Below are 17,197 nucleotides of genomic sequence, written 5' to 3' on the forward strand. Positions count from 1 at the left end.
ATTTTTCCCGATGGTCTTGATATGGTCCGCGCCGCGGCCAAGTTCAAGCCGTCAAAAAACCCCGCCCAAAAAGACTCCCCAGACAAGGAAATGAAATGCCCCAAGCCCGCAAGATCATCATCGACACGGATCCCGGCCAGGACGATGCCGTCGCCATATTGCTGGCACTCGGCAGCACCGAGCTGGAGATCGTCGGCATCACTGCTGTTGCCGGTAACGTGCCGCTGAAGCTGACCGAGAAAAACGCGCGCAAGATCTGCGAACTGGCGGGACGACCGGAGGTCAAGGTCTATGCCGGCGCCATCCGGCCGCTGGCGCGGCAGCTCGTCACCGCCGAGGAAGTGCATGGCAAGACCGGCCTCAACGGACCGCAACTGCCCGAACCGACAATGAAGCTGCAGGACCAATACGCGGTCGATTTCATCGTCGAGACGCTGATGAAAGCGCCGAGCGGCACGATCACGCTCTGCCCGCTCGGGCCGCTCACCAACATTGCGCTGGCGCTGATCCGCGAGCCCAAGATCGCGCCGCGCATCAAGGAAATCGTGCTGATGGGTGGCGGGTTCTTCGAAGGCGGCAACGTCACGCCGACCGCCGAGTTCAACATCTACGTCGACCCGCACGCCGCCGATATCGTGTTCAAATCCGGCATTCCGATCGTCATGATGCCGCTCGACGTCACCCACAAGGCGTTGACCACGGCCAAGCGCACGCAGGCCTTCCGCACGCTCGGCACCAGGGTTGGAAATGCCACCGCCGACATGCTCGAGTTCTTCGAACGCTTCGACGAAGAGAAATACGGCACCGATGGCGGGCCGCTGCACGATCCTTGCGTCATCGCCTATCTGCTGAAGCCGGAGCTGTTCAAGGGCCGCAACTGCAACGTCACGGTGGAAACATCCTCGGAACTGACCATGGGCATGACCGTGATCGACTGGTGGGGCGTCACCAAGCGGCCGAAGAACGCCATGGTGATGCGCGACATCGACCATGACGCGTTTTTCGCACTGCTGGTGGAGAGGCTGGGGCGGCTTTAGAGCACTTCCTTCTCCCCGTTCACGGGGAGAAGGTGCCGGCAGGCGGATGAGGGGCGGCGCAAACGTTTGAAATTATGCTTGCAGCTTCGGCGCCGCCCCTCACCCGATCGCTTCGCGACCACCCTCTCCCCGTAAACGGGGTGAGGGAAGAGGCCTTACTTCGCCTTTGAAAACGCCAGCCACAGGCCGCCGCCGACCAAAAAACTGCCGCTGATCCTGGACATCAGCTTGATGCGGCTGGCCGACAGCAGGCGCCCGGCGCGGCTGGCGGCGAGCGCGTAGGTCGAATCCGAGACGGCGGCGAAGATCATGGCGGTGAGGCCCATGACCACGATCTGCAGCGTGTAATTGCCCTGAGGGGCGATGAACTGCGGGAAGAAGGCGCCGAAGAACACCAGCGTCTTCGGGTTGCTGAGCGCCACCAGCTGGCCCTGCAGGAAGAAGCCACCGCGCGGCTTCCTGGCGGTACCATCGGCATTCAGCGTGCCCTTGGAGCGGAACATCTGCACGCCCATCCAGATCAGATAGGCGGCGCCGATCAGGCGCACCCATTCGAACCAGTGGCCCATGCCCGTGATCAGCGTGTTGAGACCGATGCCGACAATGGCGATCATGATGGCAAGCCCGGCCTGCGTGCCGGCAACGTTGGCGAGGCCGGCGCGCGAGCCATGGCGGATGCTGTTGGCGATGATCAGAGTGACCGTCGGTCCCGGCACCAGGATGATTACAAGGCAAGCGAGAAGATAGGCAGCGTAGAGTTCCAGCGACATGGGGATTTCCTCGACTGAATGCCGCCCTTCGATGCGGCGAGCCCCGATCAAAACATGACGGCGATGCCGGTGCAAGCCAGTGGAAACGTCGCCAACGCTACCCGCCTGTTCAGGCGCCAGCCTGCCATGGCAGCGTCGCCTCGTAGGCCGCTGCCGCTCTCAGCACGGCAAGGTCGCCACGCGGCCGCCCGATCAGTTGCATGCCCATCGGCCGGCCCTGGTCGTCGAAACCGACCGGCACGTTGACCGCCGGGCAGCCGCCCAGCGTGGCAAAGGCCGAGACCTGCATCCAGCGGTGGTAGCTGTCCATGGCGCGTCCTGCCACTTCGCTTGGCCAGTGCGTGGTGACATCGAAGGGAAACACCTGCGCGGTCGGCAGCGCGATGAGATCGAAGCGTTCGAACAGCGACAGCAGCATTTTGTGCCAGGAGGAGCGCCGCACGGAGGCGGCGTAAACCTGCGGCGCGGTGAGTTGCTGCGCCTGTTCCACTTCCCACACGGCCTCCGGCTTCAGAAGGCTGCGTTTTGCAGGATCGTCGTAATGGGCTTTCAGCGCGCAGCCGCTGGTCGCCTGGCGCAGCGTCACGAAGGCTCGCCATAGCGCCTCGTAGTCGAAATCCGGCACCAGCGGCTCGGTTGCGAACGATGCGGCCGCAAACCGGGCGAGGGCGGCCTCGCAAAGCTGCAGGATGCCGGCTTCCATCGGCAGATGGCCGCCCAGATCGCCGAACCAAGCAATGCGGCCGCCAGCAGCAGCCGTTTGCAGCCCTTCGAGGAACGAACCCTGCTTGTGGTGTGAGAGCGGCGCGCGGGGGTCGTAGCCGGCCTGCTCGTCGAGCAGCAGCGCCATGTCGCGCACGCTTCTGCCCATAGGCCCATCGACGCCCATCTGCGCATGAAAGACATCGAGGTCCGGGCCGCCAGGAACAAGTCCCTGCGAGGGCCGAAAGCCATAGACATTGTTGTAGGCGGCCGGATTGCGCAGCGAGCCGCCAAAATCGCTGCCGTCGACGACGGGAACCATGTTGAGCGCCAGTGCGACAGCCGCACCGCCACTCGAGCCGCCGGCGGTCAAGGCCGGATCGAAAGCGTTGAGCGTCGCACCGAACACGCTGTTGTATGTGTTGGAGCCAAGCCCGAATTCGGGAACGTTGGTCTTGCCGATGATGATGGCGCCGGCCTTGCGGATGCGATCAACGAAGAAATCGTCCTCCTGTGGCACGAAATCGGCGAAGATCGGCGAGCCAAAACTGGTCCGCAGCCCGCGGGTCATGGCGAGGTCTTTTATCGCGATAGGCAGGCCGAACAGGGAACCAACTGGCCCACCCTGCGTCATGTGGACGTCCGCCGCGTCAGCCTCGCGCAGTATGTCGGCGCGGTCGCGCAGCGAGACGATGGCGTTGACCAGCGGGTTCACAGCTTCGATACGGTCGAGGAAGGCCGCAACCACTTCGCGCACCGACAGGCGGCGGCGCCTGATCGCGTCTGCAAGATCGACGGCGGACAGCCGGCAGATATCGCCGGCGGGCGGCACGGCGTGTTTGGTGGCGGGACGCACTGCAATCATGCTTTGGCAGCCTGCAAGGCGGTGTCGACGGCCGCCGCCAGCGGGATCGCCGGCTGCGCGCCGGGCTTCAGGCAGGCGAGCGAACCGGCGGCTGCGGCACGGGCGAGCGCCTGTTCGAGCGGCAGACCGGATGACAGGCAGGCGGCCAGATAGCCGCAAAACGTGTCGCCGGCGCCGACCGTGTCGACTGGGGTGATTTTCAGCGCCGGAACGGTCAGGAAATCCTCCGGCGTTGCGGCCAGCACGCCGTCGCCGCCGAGCGTGACGACGATTGTGCGGCCGGTCTTGCCGGCAAAATCGCGCATCCGTGCCGGGCGGTCGCGGCCCTTCAACGACAGCGCTTCGCCATAGAGGTCGAATTCGGTTTCATTGGCGACGACATAGTCGGCCTTGCCGAGAAGCGCGGCCGCCTCGCTGCGGAAGGGGGCTGTGTTGAGCACGGTGATCGCGCCTGCTACTCGTGCCGCATCAAGTGCTGCATCGACGGTCTGCAGCGGGATTTCGTGCTGCAACAGCGCGACATCGCCCTTTCCGAGGAAAGCCTTGGCAAGATCGCCAGGCACAACCGAATCATTGGCGCCGGGCGCGACGGCAATGATGTTTTCGCCGTCGTCGCCGACCATGATCAGCGCCGTGCCGGTCGAGGCGAAGGTTTCACCGACGCCGGACAGGTCGACCTTGCCGTCGCGCAGCAGCGCCAGCGCCTCGGTGGCGAAATTGTCCTTGCCGACGGCACCGACCATGCGCACCTTGGCGCCGGCGCGTGCGGCGGCCAGCGCCTGGTTGGCGCCCTTGCCGCCAGGCGCGGTGGTGAAACCTGAGCCGCGAACCGTCTCGCCGGGTGCCGGCAAGCGGTCGACCTTGGTGATAAGGTCGAGATTGATTGAGCCGATGACGATGATCAAGAAATGCCTCCTCATGAATGCGCGGGAAGCTATCCTGTAAGATCGCTGCTTTCCAGAGCATGCTGATATGCTAGCGCGCTGTCGTTGCGCCATTCACTGGCAAGGCCATGTCGTTTTCGCCATGAAACGAAAACACCGGCGAAAAGTTTTCGCCGGTGTTTTTTCTGCGAGCCGTTTTTCAGGACGCGGTCTGTCCCGCTTCCCAGCCGAGTATGGCGCGCTTGCGCGTCAGGCCCCAGTGATAGCCGGTGAGTGCGCCGGACTTGCCGAGCGCCCGGTGGCACGGCACGACGAAGGACATCGGATTGGCGCCGACCGCGGCACCCACCGCACGGCTTGCACTCGGGGCGCCGATGCGGGCGGCGATCGAGGAATAGGTGCAGGCCTTGCCCATCGGGATGCGCAGCAAGGCTTCCCAGACGCGGAGCTGGAAGTCGGTGCCGATCATCACCACGCGCAGCGGCTGGTCGGCGCGCCACAGCGTCGGATCGAAGATGCGCGCGGCATAGGGCGCGGTGGCCGACATGTCCTCGACATAGGTGGCATTTGGCCAGCGGCCCGACATGTCGGCGAAGGCCGCGCGCTCGCCGCCGGCATCGTTGAAGGCGAGGCCGGCCAGCCCGCGGTCTGTAACCATGATCAGGGCGATGCCGAAAGGCGAGATGTGATAGCCGTAGCGGATGGTCAGCCCGGCGCCGCGCGTCTTGTAGTCGCCCGGCGACATCGCCTCATGGGTGACGAAGAGATCGTGCAGCCGGCCGGGGCCGGACATGCCGACCTCGAACGAAGTCTCGAGCAGCGGCATGCCGGAATCGAGCAGCTTGCGCGCATGGTCAAGCGTGACGGCTTGCAAAAAGGCCTTCGGCGACAGGCCGGCCCAGCGGGTGAACAGTTTCTGCAGGCCGGTCGGCGTCTCGCCGACTTCCTCGGCCAATGTCTCGAGCGAGGGCTGGTCGCGGTAGTCGAGGCTGATCTTCTCGATTGCGCGGCGCACGACCTCGTAGTCGCTGCCTTCGGGCGTGATGTCGTTCTGCAGGATGGCCGTCGGTTTCATCTGCGCATTCATGGTCATCTGGGCGTTCATGGCAATATCTCCTTGACCGCGAATATCGTTCTTCCCGCCCTTCGCCACCACCCGAAACTTGCCTTCCTGGCGCGGATACCCAGATAGAGTCACCTTCGAAGTGAAGAGGACAATCATGGCCGGTGAAAAGGTAAATTTGACCGGGGCAAAGGAGACTTTGCTGATGACCCTCTACGGCAAGGCGAGGGAAAGCAGGTTGCCGGGTTCCTTGCTCAGAGATCATTTCGCCGACGAGGCGGTGCGCAAGATCGACTATGATTTCTCCAGGCTCAAGGTCGACGACAATCTCGGCGTCGGCCTGGCGATCCGGGCCAGGACGCTGGATGTCCGCGTTCAGGACTTTCTCGCCAGAAATCCCGATGCGATCGTGCTGCATCTCGGGTGTGGCCTCGATACGCGGGTATTCCGCGTCGATCCACCGGCCGACGTGGAGTGGTTCGATGTCGACTACCCCGACGTGATCGAACTCAGGCGCAGGCTTTACCCTTCCCGAAATCACTACCACCTGATCGCCTCGTCGGTGACCGAGCCGGGGTGGCTGGCTGAAGTTCCGCGCAATCGCCTGGCCGTCGTGGTGATGGAAGGACTGACGCCCTATCTTCCCGCCGAGGAGGGACCGCGGCTGTTTTCGCGCCTCGTCTCGCATCTTGCCAGCGGCGAGCTGATGTTCGACGCCTACAGCCGCTTCGGCCTGAAGCTGCTTCGGCTCAATCCGACCATCAGGGCAACGGGCGCCGAGGTCCACTGGGCGATCGAGGATCCGCACGAGCTGGAGCGCGCTGTTCCGAAACTGCGCTTCGTCGATGACATCTCGGCCTATAGTCCTGAACGCACTGCCGGCATGGGCTGGTCCGCGAAACTGTTTATCCAGCTTTGGAGACATATCCCCGCATTGCGCAAGGTCGGCAGGATCTTGCGCTTTCGATTCTGAAACAACGGTTTAGCGGGTCTTCGCGGTTGCCAGCGCGCGTGAAAAGGCTGTGGCAAAACTTTCGCGCGAGTCGGGATCCAGGAAAGACCCGATCGGCACATTCTGCCCCTGTGCTTCCACCGCCATTCTGGTGATGCCGATCTCGGCATGGCGGGCGATCGAAAAGCGCGCCCAGAACGGATTGAAGCGATGCGCTTCGGATTTGCCTGACGGCGCGGTCTTGCGAATGTCGAGCGCGGTGCGCGAAACCGAGACCTCCTCGCGGGCGCGGGCGGCGCGGTAATTGGCGCGAAAGGCGATGTAGACAGCAATCACGTCGAGGCCGAAGAAGCCGAACACCGGCCAGGCGCCGCGCGACAGGAAAAACGCGCCGGTCACCACCCAGCCGAACAGCAGCGCGCCCATCAGGATGGCAAAGCCGGTTTTGCCGAGCGACCGGTGCGGTGTCAGCAGCGCCCGGAAGAAGGGTTCGTCAGCCTGGAATGAGGCGTTTGTGTCGCTCATGCGGGAATACTATAGGAAGGGAATGGCGAGCCCCAAGTCCAAAAAATTGTCCGCACCCAAAAATGGATTGCCGCCCGGCCGACGCGATGGCTCGAACGCCAAACCGCGCCCCAGACCGGCCCGGCCCGGTTCGCTCTACAGCGCGGCGGAGGTGCACGAGATCTTTCGGCGCTTTTCCGTTCAGCGGCCCGAGCCGAAGGGCGAGCTCGAGCATGTCAACGCCTTTACGCTGCTGGTCGCCGTGGTGCTGTCGGCGCAAGCCACCGACGCCGGCGTCAACAAGGCGACGCGGGCGCTGTTCAAGATCGCCGATACGCCGCAAAAGATGCTGGCGCTGGGTGAAGCCAAGGTTGGCGACCATATCCGCACCATCGGGCTCTGGCGCAACAAGGCCAAGAACGTCATCGCGCTGTCGCAGGCGCTGATCCGCGATCATGGCGGCGAGGTGCCTGACGAGCGCGACGAACTGGTCAAGCTGCCGGGTGTCGGGCGCAAGACCGCCAATGTCGTGCTCAACATGGCCTTCGGCCAGCACACGATGGCCGTCGACACGCATATTTTGCGCATCGGCAACCGGCTCGGTCTGGCGCCCGGCAAGACGCCGGAACAGGTCGAGCAAGGGCTGTTGCGGATCATTCCGGACGAATATATGCGCCATGCCCATCACTGGCTGATCCTGCATGGCCGCTATGTCTGCAAGGCGCGCAAGCCGGATTGCCCGGCCTGCGTCATTGCCGATATCTGCAAGGCGCCGGAGAAGACGACCAGCATTCCAGCGCCGCTGGTGCCGATCGCTCCTCTTGCGGCGGCTTCAGCTGAAAATCAGTAGCCGTAGCCGCGCGTCATCGCTGCCGCGAAGACCGGGATCAGCAGGAAGATGAAGGCTTCGGCGCGGATGTAGGTCTTCACCGAAGCAAGCTCGGCTGCCGGCACCAGGAAAGAGGGATTGGCGCTGGCCTGCCTGTTCCAGGAAATGAAGCGGATGGTCGGGATGATCGACAACAGGCCGACAAGGGCGAAGGCCGCCATCTTGGCCCAGAACACCCAATTGTAGACATAGAACTCCCAGCCTTTCAGGCCGTAAAGTACGCGGCCGATGCCGACGATGATGATCAGCGTGGCGATGATGCCGTAGTGGCGATCGATGCCGGCAAGGCGCTTCAGCGTCGCGGCAGGCAGGTCGCCACGGATCAGGACAAACTCGGCGCCGATGATGCCAGCCAGCGAGAACACCAGCAAATGATGGACGATGGCTAGTACGAGATCGGTGGTGTCCATGGTCTTTCCCTCCGCTTGAGCGGCCTGCGCCGAAACCGGCCAGCTGATTCGATCACCCTGAATCAACGCTTGGCGAAAGCTAGCATCGTTCGGCATGATTCCCATACCGCAGCATGCGTTCGCGACCTGGCCATCGGCGTCATTGACGCCAGTTCCTGACAGTCTAAATCTTGGCCATGACCGGACTGAAACGCGCGCTCAATCCAATGCCGGACGACATCCGAACCGCTTTGACAGAGCGGGGACTGACGGTGGCCTATGATGGCAGGCCGGACTACCAAAAGAACGATTATCTCGGCTGGATCGCCCGCGCCAAACGCCCCGACACCAGGCAGAAGCGGCTCGACCAGATGCTCGACGAACTGCAGCGCGGTGGCGTCTACATGAACATGGTCTGGCGCGGCTGACATAGGGCCGGGCCGGGTGCTGGCCCTTGGTATCCCCCAGGCTGTTTGCTAGTCGCCAGGTACCCAAGCGAGGCATGTCATGAGCGCTCATCGAACACGATCGGCTCCGGTCATCGAGACGGAACGAACAATCCTGCGGCCGCATAGGCTGGAGGATTTCGATGCCTATGTTGCCATGTGGGCGGATCCTGTCGTCACCCGTTTCATCGGCGGCAAGCCGCGTACGCGCGAGGAAAGCTGGATGCGCTTTCTGCGGCATGCCGGCCTGTGGTCGCTGCTCGGCTACGGCTTCTGGGCGATTGAGGAAAAGGCGACCGGCAACTTCATCGGCGAGGCCGGCTTCCATGATTTGAAGCGTGACATGGTGCCGTCGATCGAGGGCATTCCGGAAGCCGGTTGGGCGCTGGCGCCTGAGGCGCACGGCAAGGGCCTCGCCAGCGAAGTCGTCGGGCGTGTTCTTGCCTGGGGCGACGAGACATTCGCCGCCGCAAGAACCGTCTGTATCATCGATCCGGAAAACACCGGCTCGCTGAATGTCGCGGCAAAGTGCGGCTACAAGGAATTGCTGCGGACCACCTATCACGATGCAGCGACGATCCTGCTCGAACGGCGAGTGTGAAGGGATCGCGCCTCTGTCACCCGACCTTGCGCAGCTTGCGCGCCAAGGCGCTCCACAAATCGTCGTCAAGAACGGCCGGTGTTGCACCCGGATGCAGCAACTTCGTCGAAGCATCGAAAGGTTGCGGCCGGGCGATGGCGAAGCCCTGGGCATAGTCGACGCCGATTTCCTTCAATGCCGCGACGATGCCTTCGCTTTCGACGAATTCGGCGATGGTGCGCTTGCCCATCACCTTGCCGATATGATGGATCATCTCGACCATGGCACGGTCGATGCGGTCCTCCAGCATGTCCTTGACGAAGCTGCCGTCGATCTTGAGGTAGTCGACAGGCAGGTGCTTCAGATAGGCGAAGGAAGACATGCCGGAGCCGAAGTCGTCGAGGGCGAAGCGGCACCCCAATTGGCGCAAGTCTGCAATGAAGCGGATGGCGTTGGCGAGGTCGGCGATGGCACTGGTCTCGGTGATCTCCAGGCAGATCATTTTCGGTGGAATGCCGTGGGCGAGAAACTGTTCGCGCAGGAAATCGAGGAATGTCTCGTCGCCGAAACTCGCTCCGGAAAGATTGATGGCGCAGGTGGCGATGGGGGCGGCTTGCGGATCGGCAAGGCGGGCAGCCAGAACGCCCAAGGTATTGCGCACCACCCAACGGTCGATCGACGGCATCAGGCCGTAGCGCTCGGCCGCCGGAATGAAACTGGCTGGCGAGACGATGAGGCCGTCCTCGTCCGTCAACCGCAACAGGATCTCGATATGAGCGCCGGCCTCCGCCGCGGTCTCGTTGAGCGGCCAGATTTCCTGGGCATGAAGCTTGAAACGGTTTTCCTCCAGCGCGGCGTGCAGGCGCTGAACCCAGGCCATCTCGCTGAATCGCTCCCGCAAGGCCATGTCGCTGTCGCTGTGCAACTGAACCCGGTTGCGGCCCTTTTCCTTGGCCATGTAGCAGGCGACATCGGCGGCTTGCAGGGTCTCCTCAAGCGTGATCTCGCTATTGGTGATCTGAACCATGCCAATGCTGACGCTGATGTTGAACTGCCTGCCATCCCAGGCGAAATGCAGCTCCTGCACGGTCGTGCGCAGCCGTTCGGCGATGTCGGCGACGAGATCCGGTTGGCAATCGAGGAGCAGCACGCCGAATTCGTCGCCGCCCAACCGGGCCAGGACGTCGCCTTGCCGCAGTTCATTGCCGAGCAGCACGGAGATCTGCCGCAACAACTCATCACCGGCGGCATGACCACAGGTATCGTTGACAAGCTTGAACTGGTCGAGATCCAGATACATCAGCGCATGTTGGCGGGACTGCAGCTCCGCGATTGCCCTTTCCAGGCGGCTTTCGAAGTCGCGGCGGTTGACAAGCCCGGTCAAGGCGTCGTGCGACGCCTGCCATGAAAGCCGCTCGATGTAATCCTGTTCGCGCCTCATGTCGTGGAAGGCGAGGACCGCGCCGACGACGCGGCCGGAAACGAGCAGGGGCGCACCGGTCAGTGCAACGGGAACAAGTGAGCCGTCAGCGCGCTGCAGCAGTTGCGGGCGGACATTGGCGCCGTGCGGCTCACCGGCCAGCAGGCGCTCCATCAACCGAGGCTCTTCGACGCCAGTGTCCTTGTCCACCAGCCGAAACAGCGAGGCGACCGGCTTGCCCTTGGCCGCACTGAGCGGGCATGCCAGCAGACACTCCGCGACGGTGTTCATATAGTCTAGGCATCCGTCTGCTCCGGTGCTGATGACGGCCTGGCCGATGGAGGCCAGCGTGATCTGGGCACGCTCGCGTTCGGCGTTGAGGGCGTTCTGGAAAGCCCGGCGCTGCGCCAGGAGTTTGCGGGTGCGCCACACGGCAAGCAGGATAAGCAAAGCGGCGGTGGCGAGATTGGCCATCATGAGCGCTATCATGATGAAGCGGGATCCCTCGCCGAGGCTATCGGAAAAAGCCTTGGAGAGCGGGCCGATCTGATGATCGAGCCGATGGATCTCTGCCTTCCAGGCGCTGATCTGTGTCGCCGATGCCGGCCCTTCCTTGAGCTTCTGGTGTATGTCACTGCCGAGCCGGTCGAGCGCGAGGATCATGCTGTCGGCGGCCGTCCAATGACGGATGGCGATGTCGAGGTAGCTGAAGCTGCGGAAGTTCTGGAACAACCAGATCATCCCCGTCAGATCATCTGCGTGATTTCCGCCTTGCAGGAATCCGACACGGGCCGCATCCGTGTCAGGCTCGGATTGCTCGAGAGCAAGCCGCGCCGAATGGTCGGCCAGCGGAATGGCGATGGCTGCGCGGTACTCGCCGAAGAATTCTTCCCTGCCAGTGTTGGCGTAGAGACTGAGAAAATAGATGGCGTGTTTTTGGCCCTTCGACCACTGGCTTTCGCCGCCGACATAGGCGCGGACTGCCGACAGGGTGTAGAGGCTGCCGCTGGCGACCAGGGCCTGGACAAGGACGACAATGACGAATGGCCAGACGAGCCCGAGAAGACGGGGGCTGGTGTCTGTCTGCGAAAGCTTCATCGAGCTTCCATGGAGATTGCCATGACCCCCGTGAACTTGCCTGCCGACTGATGCAGATGTCGATGAGGGCGATGCCCTTGCCTCATGTCGCCCTGCAAACAGCAACAACAACCCGACTAGCATGCCGGTCTTAACGGCCAATAAATTCTTCGGTTTTCTGCTTCCAGAATCGCTTGTTTTGGCAATTCACATGTTACGTTGCGTCATGCAAAAGATGTTTAGATAAAATTTTATCGTATTCGATTTTTTCCAAAAAGCATTCATTGTCCGGAGTCTGCAAGGCGACAGAGCAGTTGAGCCGGCTGCGTTGCATTGCTTACGAACTTCGCAAAACTCGAAGGAGCCACGGTGTCGTCCCGCCGCCGCTGACGCGCGGGACCGATTGAGGCGGCCTCAAGCCGGGCTGGCAGCCACGGTTGCGGGTGCCTTCAAGGCGCTGACGAGGGTGGAAAGATCCGGCTCGTCGATGAGCATCGCCGCATCGGTCGGGGCGAGCCACGCCCGCTGCCGCCTCTTGGCCTCCTGCCAGTCGGCGAGTTCCTCGGTTACTTCAAGCAGATAGACAATGACATCGACGTGAACGAAGCGGTTCGACAACCGTTTCCAGTATGAATAGGTGCCGGCCGGCTGCTTCACGATCTTGCCGAGGACACCGGCTTCCTCCTGAGCTTCGATCATGGCCGCCTTGCGCCCGCTCTTGCCCTTCATCGGCCAACCCTTGGGCACGATGAAGCGCTTTGTCGTGCGTGACGTCACCAGCATGACTTCGATATCGCCATCCTGGCTCAGCCGAAAGGGAATGGCTGCGACCTGACGGATCCGCTCGCCTTTCTTTGCCTTTCTGACTGCTTTCTTCTTGGTGGCCGCCATTGGTGAAAATCCAGTCGAAGCAATGCCCCATAACGCGAACGGGCAGCGCTGCAAAAGCCAAAAACTGCCCTTGTTCTCAGGCAGCATCACAAGCACGTAAGTCGGCTAAATAAATGAAAAGCGCCGGCTTGTCAGCGACATACAGTGACAAAACCGCCGCCCGACGGTTGTAGCTGGCAGCTTGGCTTGATCACCGGCACCACCGGCCGTTGCGGCGGCACGATCTGGCGGTCCTGGTCGCGGAACTGCTGTTGCTGCTGCTGGAACTGCTGCCGCTGCAGCCTGTTTTCCAGCATCTGCAGTTCGTTTTGGTCGACCAGCGCGTTGCGATTTGTCGGAATGACGACCTGTGCCGCGGTGTACGAGGTTGCAACCGGCAGCATCGCTGTTGCCAGCATTGCCGTCATCAAGACCGTCGAAAAGCGAAGCGGCGACATACGTTCATTCCTGTACGAAACGGAACATTGCCCAGATATAGGGCGTTTGTCGCTATGTGCCATGGTCAAGGGTCGATCGCGGCCAATTGATGGTCGTTGCCCAAGAATCTGCCTGGCCACCCGGCGTGGCTCTTGACGGAAGCGGGCGTTTCACCGCTCTATCGCGTCGGCGCCTGCCTGGGCTCAATGGCTTGCTCCGAACCAGGGCAATAGGGGGAACTTGATGAGAAGCAAGCAGGCATATTTCGTGGCAATACTTGGTCTGGCCTGCATCGCCGGATCGGTGGCGTTTGCGGCGCAGACCAAGGGTGACAAAGTGGTGGCACCTGCCACCGACGCAGCCAAGCCACCGCAACTGCCCGGCGGCGCGTCGGCGCTGTCCGAGACCCATGGCGACTGGACGGTCAATTGCCAGATTTCAGGCACGACCAAGGTCTGCAGCCTGTCGCATCAGCAGTTCAACAAGCAAACCAACCAGCGCCTGCTGGCGATAGAACTGTCGAGCAAGACCGGTGACGATGCCGCCGGAACCCTTGCCCTGCCGTTCGGCCTGGCCTTGGCCAAAGGGGTTGCGCTTTCGATCGACGACCAGAAGCTCGAGGGCAGCCTGCAGTTCAACACCTGCCAGGCGGTCGGCTGTTTGGTGCCGGTGACGTTCGATGCGAACGTCACGCCCCTGCTCGCGGCAGGCACGACCTTGAAGATCGATGCGGTCGCGGCGGACACGCTGCAGCCGATCAGTTTTTCGATCCCGCTGAACGGCTTTGCCGGTGCGCTTGCCAGAACCGCGGAACTGTCGGCCGATTGAGCGTCGGTCCAGGCCTCATTCGACTTCGCGCAGGCGATAGCCGACGCCGGTCTCGGTGGTGATATAGCGTGGCTGGTCCGGGATCTTTTCGATCTTCTGCCTGAGCTGGCGAACATAGACCCTGAGATATTGCACGTCGGTCGAATCGCCCCACACCTGCTTCAGCAGAAAGTGGTGGGTGAGAACCTTGCCGGCGTGCTGCACCAGGATGCGCAGGATGTCGTATTCTTTCGGCGACAGCTTTACCTCCTTGCCCTCGACCTTGACGATGCGCTTGACCAGATCGACGGTGAGATCGCCGGTCTGGAACACCGGTTTCTCGCCCTGCTGCTGGAATTTGTGCCGCAGCGCCACGCGGATGCGCGCGACCAGTTCGTTCATGCCGAAGGGCTTGGCGACATAGTCGTCGGCGCCGAGTTCAAGCGCCTGGACGATGCCCGCTTCGTCGGTGCGGCTGGATAGGATGACCACCGGAATATCGAGGCCGTCATCACGCCATTTGCGCAAAAGGTCGTGGCCGCTCATGCCGGGCAGGCCGAGATCGAGCAGGATCAGGTCCGGCCGTTCGGTCTCCACGATCTCGATCGCGGCCTTGGCGTTGGGCGCTTCGCTGATCGCATAGCCCTGGCTGCCGAGGCCGACGCGAAGCAGTTTGCGGATTGGCGGTTCGTCATCGACGACCAATATGCTGACGTTCGAATTGGTCATGGCAAATCGCCAATATTTTGAGCGCCCACATCGAGTTCGTCGACATCGGGCAGTTCTGTCGGCACCGGCATCCGGATGGTGAAAACGGCACCCGCGCGGTCGGTCCGGTTTGCCGCGGCAATCGTCCCGCCCATAGCCTCGATAAAGCCGCGGCAGATCGACAGCCCAAGCCCGGTGCCGGCGCGGACCTGGTCGCCTTTGCGCACCCTGTAGAAAGTATCGAAGATGCGCTCCAGATCGCCGGGCGGGATGCCCGGACCTTCATCCATGATCTGCAGGATGACGGATCCGTTGTCGACCCAGCCCTGCAGCCGGATGGTCGAGCCTGACGGCGCATACTTTGCAGCATTGTCGAGCAGATTGAACAGCACCTGCTCGAACAGCACCGGGTCGAGCCGCAACATCGGCAGGTCCGAGGGGATATCTGTCTCGGCCTTGTGCTCGCCGATGATTTTCTTTGCCCGCCGCAAGGCGGAGCCGACAATGTCGCCGACATAGTGGAAGGCGTAGTTCGGCTCCATGGCGCCGGATTCGATCTTGGTCATGTCGAGCAGATTGGCGATGAAGCGGTTCAACCGTTCCGATTCGTCGAGCACGGTCGACAGCAATTCCACCCGATCTTCTTCAGGAAGAGCCGGCGCGAATTCCCGGAGCGTTCCGGCCGCGCCCATGATGGCGGCAAGCGGCGTCTTCAAATCATGGGAAATTGAGGTCAGCAGCGCCGAGCGCAGGCGGTCCGCCTCGGCGGCGAGCTTGGCCCGGTCGACATCGCCGACGAGCTGGATGCGCTCGATGGCGACAGCCGCCTGGTCGGCGAGCGCATCGAGCAGCCGCTGCTGCTCGGGCGTCAGCAACGGACCTTGCTTGTCGTTGTCGAGGCCGACGACACCGACCGCCGTGCGCCCGGTCCGCAGCGGCAGATAGAGGCGTTTTGCGCCCGGCAGCGTGTCGGCGCCGCGTCCGGCGGCGCGGTTGTGCTCCCAGGCCCAGAGTGCTGCGGCGATATCGGCTTCGGCCAGCGTGTCGTCAGGCGGATAGCCGGCCCTGACGGCGATCGTGCCGTTTTCGGGCAGAAGCAGCACGACGCGCAGCTTCAGCATCGAGGCGATCTGGAAGGCGGTGGCCCAGAGCACGTCGTCGAGCGTGCCGGCGCCGGCGAGCTTCTTTGAAAAGAGATAGATGTCTTCCGTCGCCCGTGCCCGCGCGCGGGCAGCGACCGCCTGGCGCTGCACGCGTGCCGTCAAATTGCTGGCAATGACGGCAACGACGAGGAACACGCCGAGCGCGACAATGCTCTCCGGATCCCGGATCGTCAGCGTGTAGCGCGGCTCGAGGAAGAAATAGTTGAAGCATAGCGCGCTGACGAGACAGGCGTACAGAGCCGGCCAGAGCCCCCCGGTCACCGCCGATGTCAGCACGCCGATGAGAAAGATGATGGCGAGATTTCGAACGTCGAGAAACTGGTCGAGAAGGGCGGCGAAGGCGAGCGAACCGGCGACATAGGCCGTGGCCTTGAGATAGGGCCAGATCTGGAATTGCTTTTGCTCGTGCGCCGTCCTGACGTTCCGTGACGCCGCTGCGATGTCCCGATCGGTTCCTGAGATAACATGGACGCTGATGTCGCCGGCATTGCGGATGAGGTCATAGGTCAGCGAGCCTTCGACCAGTTCGCGCCAGCGCGAGCGGGTCGGCCTGCCGATGACGATATGGGTAAAATTGTTCGCCGTCGCATGGCGAACGATATCCTGCGCGACGTTCTGACCCGGAATGGTCGTCACCTCGGCGCCGAGCTGCTCAGCAAGGCGCAGATGCGTCGCCAGCCGGTCCTTGTCCTCCTCGGACATGGCGGCCGAGCGAGGGGTATCGACATTGAGCGCCGTCCAGGGGGCACGGAGCCGGTCGGCCAGCCTGCGCGCATAGCGGACGCGGGCCGCGCCGCCCGGACGCGCGTCGACGCAGACGAGAACCCTTTCGCCTGCCGCCCACGGTCCGGGGATGGCGTGGGCCTGCATATGGATCAGCAACTGCTCGTCGACGCGCTGGGCGGTGCGGCGCAGCGCCAGTTCCCTCAGTGCGGTCAGATTGCCAGGCGAAAAATAGTTCTCGATGGCGCGCTGGGCAGTGTTGGGGAAGTAGACCTTGCCCTCTTCGAGCCGCTTGATCAGATCGTCGGGGGTGAGGTCGATGATCTCGACGTCGTCGGCCTGGTCGATGATGGAGTCCGGGACCGTCTCGCGAACCCTGACCTTGGTGATCTGGGCGACGACATCGTTCAGGCTTTCGACATGCTGGATGTTGAGCGTCGTGTAGACGTCGATGCCGTGCGTCAGGATTTCCTGGACGTCGAGATAGCGCTTGGGATGGCGGCTGCCTGGAGCGTTGGTGTGGGCGAGCTCATCGACGAGCACGAGGGCAGGGCGCCGGGCGAGGATGGCATCGATATCCATCTCCTCGAGGATGCGGCCCTTGTAGTCGACTTTCTGGCGCGGGATGACTTCATAGCCTTCGACTAGCGCCAGGGTTTCCTTGCGGCCGTGTGTCTCGACGATGCCGATCACCACGTCGATGCCGTCGGCCAGCCTGGCGCGGCCCGACATCAGCATTTCGTAGGTCTTGCCGACGCCGGGTGCGGCGCCGAGAAATATCCTCAGGCGACCGCGCGCCTCCCGCTCCGCATGATCAAGCAGCGCATCTGGAGAAGGTCTGGTTTCGTTGCTTCGGTCTTCCGGCATCGGCATTCTTGTCAATCATGAATGGCGCCGGGGATGCTGTCGA

General features: G+C 62.8%; 17 protein-coding genes. 6 read left to right on the forward strand and 11 right to left on the reverse strand.

The annotated features are described in order from the left end of the window. Nucleotides 1–95 precede the first annotated feature (95 nt). On the forward strand, nt 96–1,037 hold the full coding sequence (locus AC1DX6_RS27095) for a nucleoside hydrolase (RefSeq protein ID WP_477319042.1): 942 nt from the start codon (nt 96–98) through the stop codon (nt 1,035–1,037). Nucleotides 1,038–1,192: 155 nt separating this feature from the next. Here the strand turns inward: AC1DX6_RS27095 and AC1DX6_RS27100 are convergent, their stop codons facing one another. The 4 genes from AC1DX6_RS27100 to AC1DX6_RS27115 all read right to left on the reverse strand — a co-directional run bounded on the left by AC1DX6_RS27100 (nt 1,193) and on the right by AC1DX6_RS27115 (nt 5,345). Then, nucleotides 1,193–1,807: a LysE family translocator gene (locus AC1DX6_RS27100; RefSeq protein ID WP_477319044.1), complete on the reverse strand. Its 615-nt coding sequence runs from the start codon at nt 1,805–1,807 to the stop codon at nt 1,193–1,195. A 109-nt stretch (nt 1,808–1,916) separates the two neighbouring features. After that, complete coding sequence (locus AC1DX6_RS27105) at nt 1,917–3,374, reverse strand: amidase (RefSeq protein WP_477319046.1); 1,458 nt, start codon at nt 3,372–3,374, stop codon at nt 1,917–1,919. Further along, on the reverse strand, nt 3,371–4,279 hold the full coding sequence (locus tag AC1DX6_RS27110; RefSeq protein ID WP_477319048.1) for a ribokinase: 909 nt from the start codon (nt 4,277–4,279) through the stop codon (nt 3,371–3,373). Before AC1DX6_RS27110 ends, AC1DX6_RS27105 begins: the two co-directional genes overlap by 4 nt. 178 nt (nt 4,280–4,457) lie before the next feature. Further along, entirely contained in the window at nt 4,458–5,345 is an 888-nt protein-coding gene (locus AC1DX6_RS27115; RefSeq protein ID WP_477319148.1) for a methylated-DNA--[protein]-cysteine S-methyltransferase, read from the reverse strand. Nucleotides 5,346–5,526: 181 nt separating this feature from the next. Here AC1DX6_RS27115 and AC1DX6_RS27120 point away from each other — a divergent pair, with 181 nt between their 5' ends. Next, on the forward strand, nt 5,527–6,294 hold the full coding sequence (locus tag AC1DX6_RS27120) for a class I SAM-dependent methyltransferase (RefSeq protein WP_477319050.1): 768 nt from the start codon (nt 5,527–5,529) through the stop codon (nt 6,292–6,294). Between the two features lie 9 nt (nt 6,295–6,303). Here AC1DX6_RS27120 and AC1DX6_RS27125 read toward each other — a convergent pair whose 3' ends face one another. Continuing rightward, nucleotides 6,304–6,798 (reverse strand): DUF2244 domain-containing protein, encoded by a 495-nt coding sequence (locus AC1DX6_RS27125; protein ID WP_477319052.1) that lies wholly within the window; start codon nt 6,796–6,798, stop codon nt 6,304–6,306. Between the two features lie 22 nt (nt 6,799–6,820). On the opposite strand from AC1DX6_RS27125, the gene nth reads away from it, so the two are divergent. After that, nucleotides 6,821–7,627: an endonuclease III gene (nth, locus tag AC1DX6_RS27130; protein ID WP_477319054.1), complete on the forward strand. Its 807-nt coding sequence runs from the start codon at nt 6,821–6,823 to the stop codon at nt 7,625–7,627. On the opposite strand, the gene AC1DX6_RS27135 is transcribed toward nth, so the two are convergent. Continuing rightward, nucleotides 7,621–8,076, reverse strand: a complete 456-nt coding sequence (locus AC1DX6_RS27135) for a DUF2214 family protein (protein ID WP_477319056.1) — start codon at nt 8,074–8,076, stop codon at nt 7,621–7,623. The genes nth and AC1DX6_RS27135 overlap by 7 nt on opposite strands. Before the next feature lie 176 nt (nt 8,077–8,252). Between AC1DX6_RS27135 and AC1DX6_RS27140 the strand changes: the two genes are divergently transcribed. Together AC1DX6_RS27140 and AC1DX6_RS27145 are read left to right on the forward strand one after the other, a co-directional pair. Next, on the forward strand, nt 8,253–8,483 hold the full coding sequence (locus tag AC1DX6_RS27140; protein ID WP_477319058.1) for a YdeI/OmpD-associated family protein: 231 nt from the start codon (nt 8,253–8,255) through the stop codon (nt 8,481–8,483). 79 nt (nt 8,484–8,562) lie between these two features. Then, nucleotides 8,563–9,102, forward strand: a complete 540-nt coding sequence (locus AC1DX6_RS27145) for a GNAT family N-acetyltransferase (RefSeq protein ID WP_477319060.1) — start codon at nt 8,563–8,565, stop codon at nt 9,100–9,102. A 16-nt stretch (nt 9,103–9,118) separates the two neighbouring features. Here AC1DX6_RS27145 and AC1DX6_RS27150 read toward each other — a convergent pair whose 3' ends face one another. From AC1DX6_RS27150 to AC1DX6_RS27160, 3 genes are all read right to left on the reverse strand, one after another. Next, nucleotides 9,119–11,599: an EAL domain-containing protein gene (locus AC1DX6_RS27150; RefSeq protein ID WP_477319062.1), complete on the reverse strand. Its 2,481-nt coding sequence runs from the start codon at nt 11,597–11,599 to the stop codon at nt 9,119–9,121. 393 nt (nt 11,600–11,992) lie between these two features. Then, nucleotides 11,993–12,469, reverse strand: coding sequence for an NUDIX hydrolase (locus AC1DX6_RS27155; RefSeq protein WP_477319064.1), 477 nt, complete (start codon nt 12,467–12,469; stop codon nt 11,993–11,995). A 131-nt stretch (nt 12,470–12,600) separates the two neighbouring features. Beyond that, the gene (locus tag AC1DX6_RS27160; protein ID WP_477319066.1) at nt 12,601–12,906 is read right to left on the reverse strand and encodes a hypothetical protein; all 306 of its coding nucleotides are present in this window, start codon (nt 12,904–12,906) and stop codon (nt 12,601–12,603) included. 223 nt (nt 12,907–13,129) lie between these two features. On the opposite strand from AC1DX6_RS27160, the gene AC1DX6_RS27165 reads away from it, so the two are divergent. Beyond that, nucleotides 13,130–13,714, forward strand: coding sequence for an invasion associated locus B family protein (locus AC1DX6_RS27165; protein WP_477319068.1), 585 nt, complete (start codon nt 13,130–13,132; stop codon nt 13,712–13,714). A gap of 15 nt (nt 13,715–13,729) precedes the next feature. Here the strand turns inward: AC1DX6_RS27165 and AC1DX6_RS27170 are convergent, their stop codons facing one another. Both AC1DX6_RS27170 and AC1DX6_RS27175 read right to left on the reverse strand, forming a co-directional pair. Next, entirely contained in the window at nt 13,730–14,422 is a 693-nt protein-coding gene (locus AC1DX6_RS27170) for a response regulator transcription factor (RefSeq protein WP_477319070.1), read from the reverse strand. Further along, nucleotides 14,419–17,154 carry a DUF4118 domain-containing protein gene (locus tag AC1DX6_RS27175; protein WP_477319072.1) on the reverse strand — a complete coding sequence of 912 codons (2,736 nt, stop codon included), beginning with the start codon at nt 17,152–17,154 and terminating at the stop codon, nt 14,419–14,421. The genes AC1DX6_RS27170 and AC1DX6_RS27175 overlap by 4 nt, the downstream gene beginning before the upstream one ends. Between the last annotated feature and the right edge of the window lie 43 nt (nt 17,155–17,197).

The organism is Mesorhizobium sp. P2_C4, assembly GCF_056404575.1.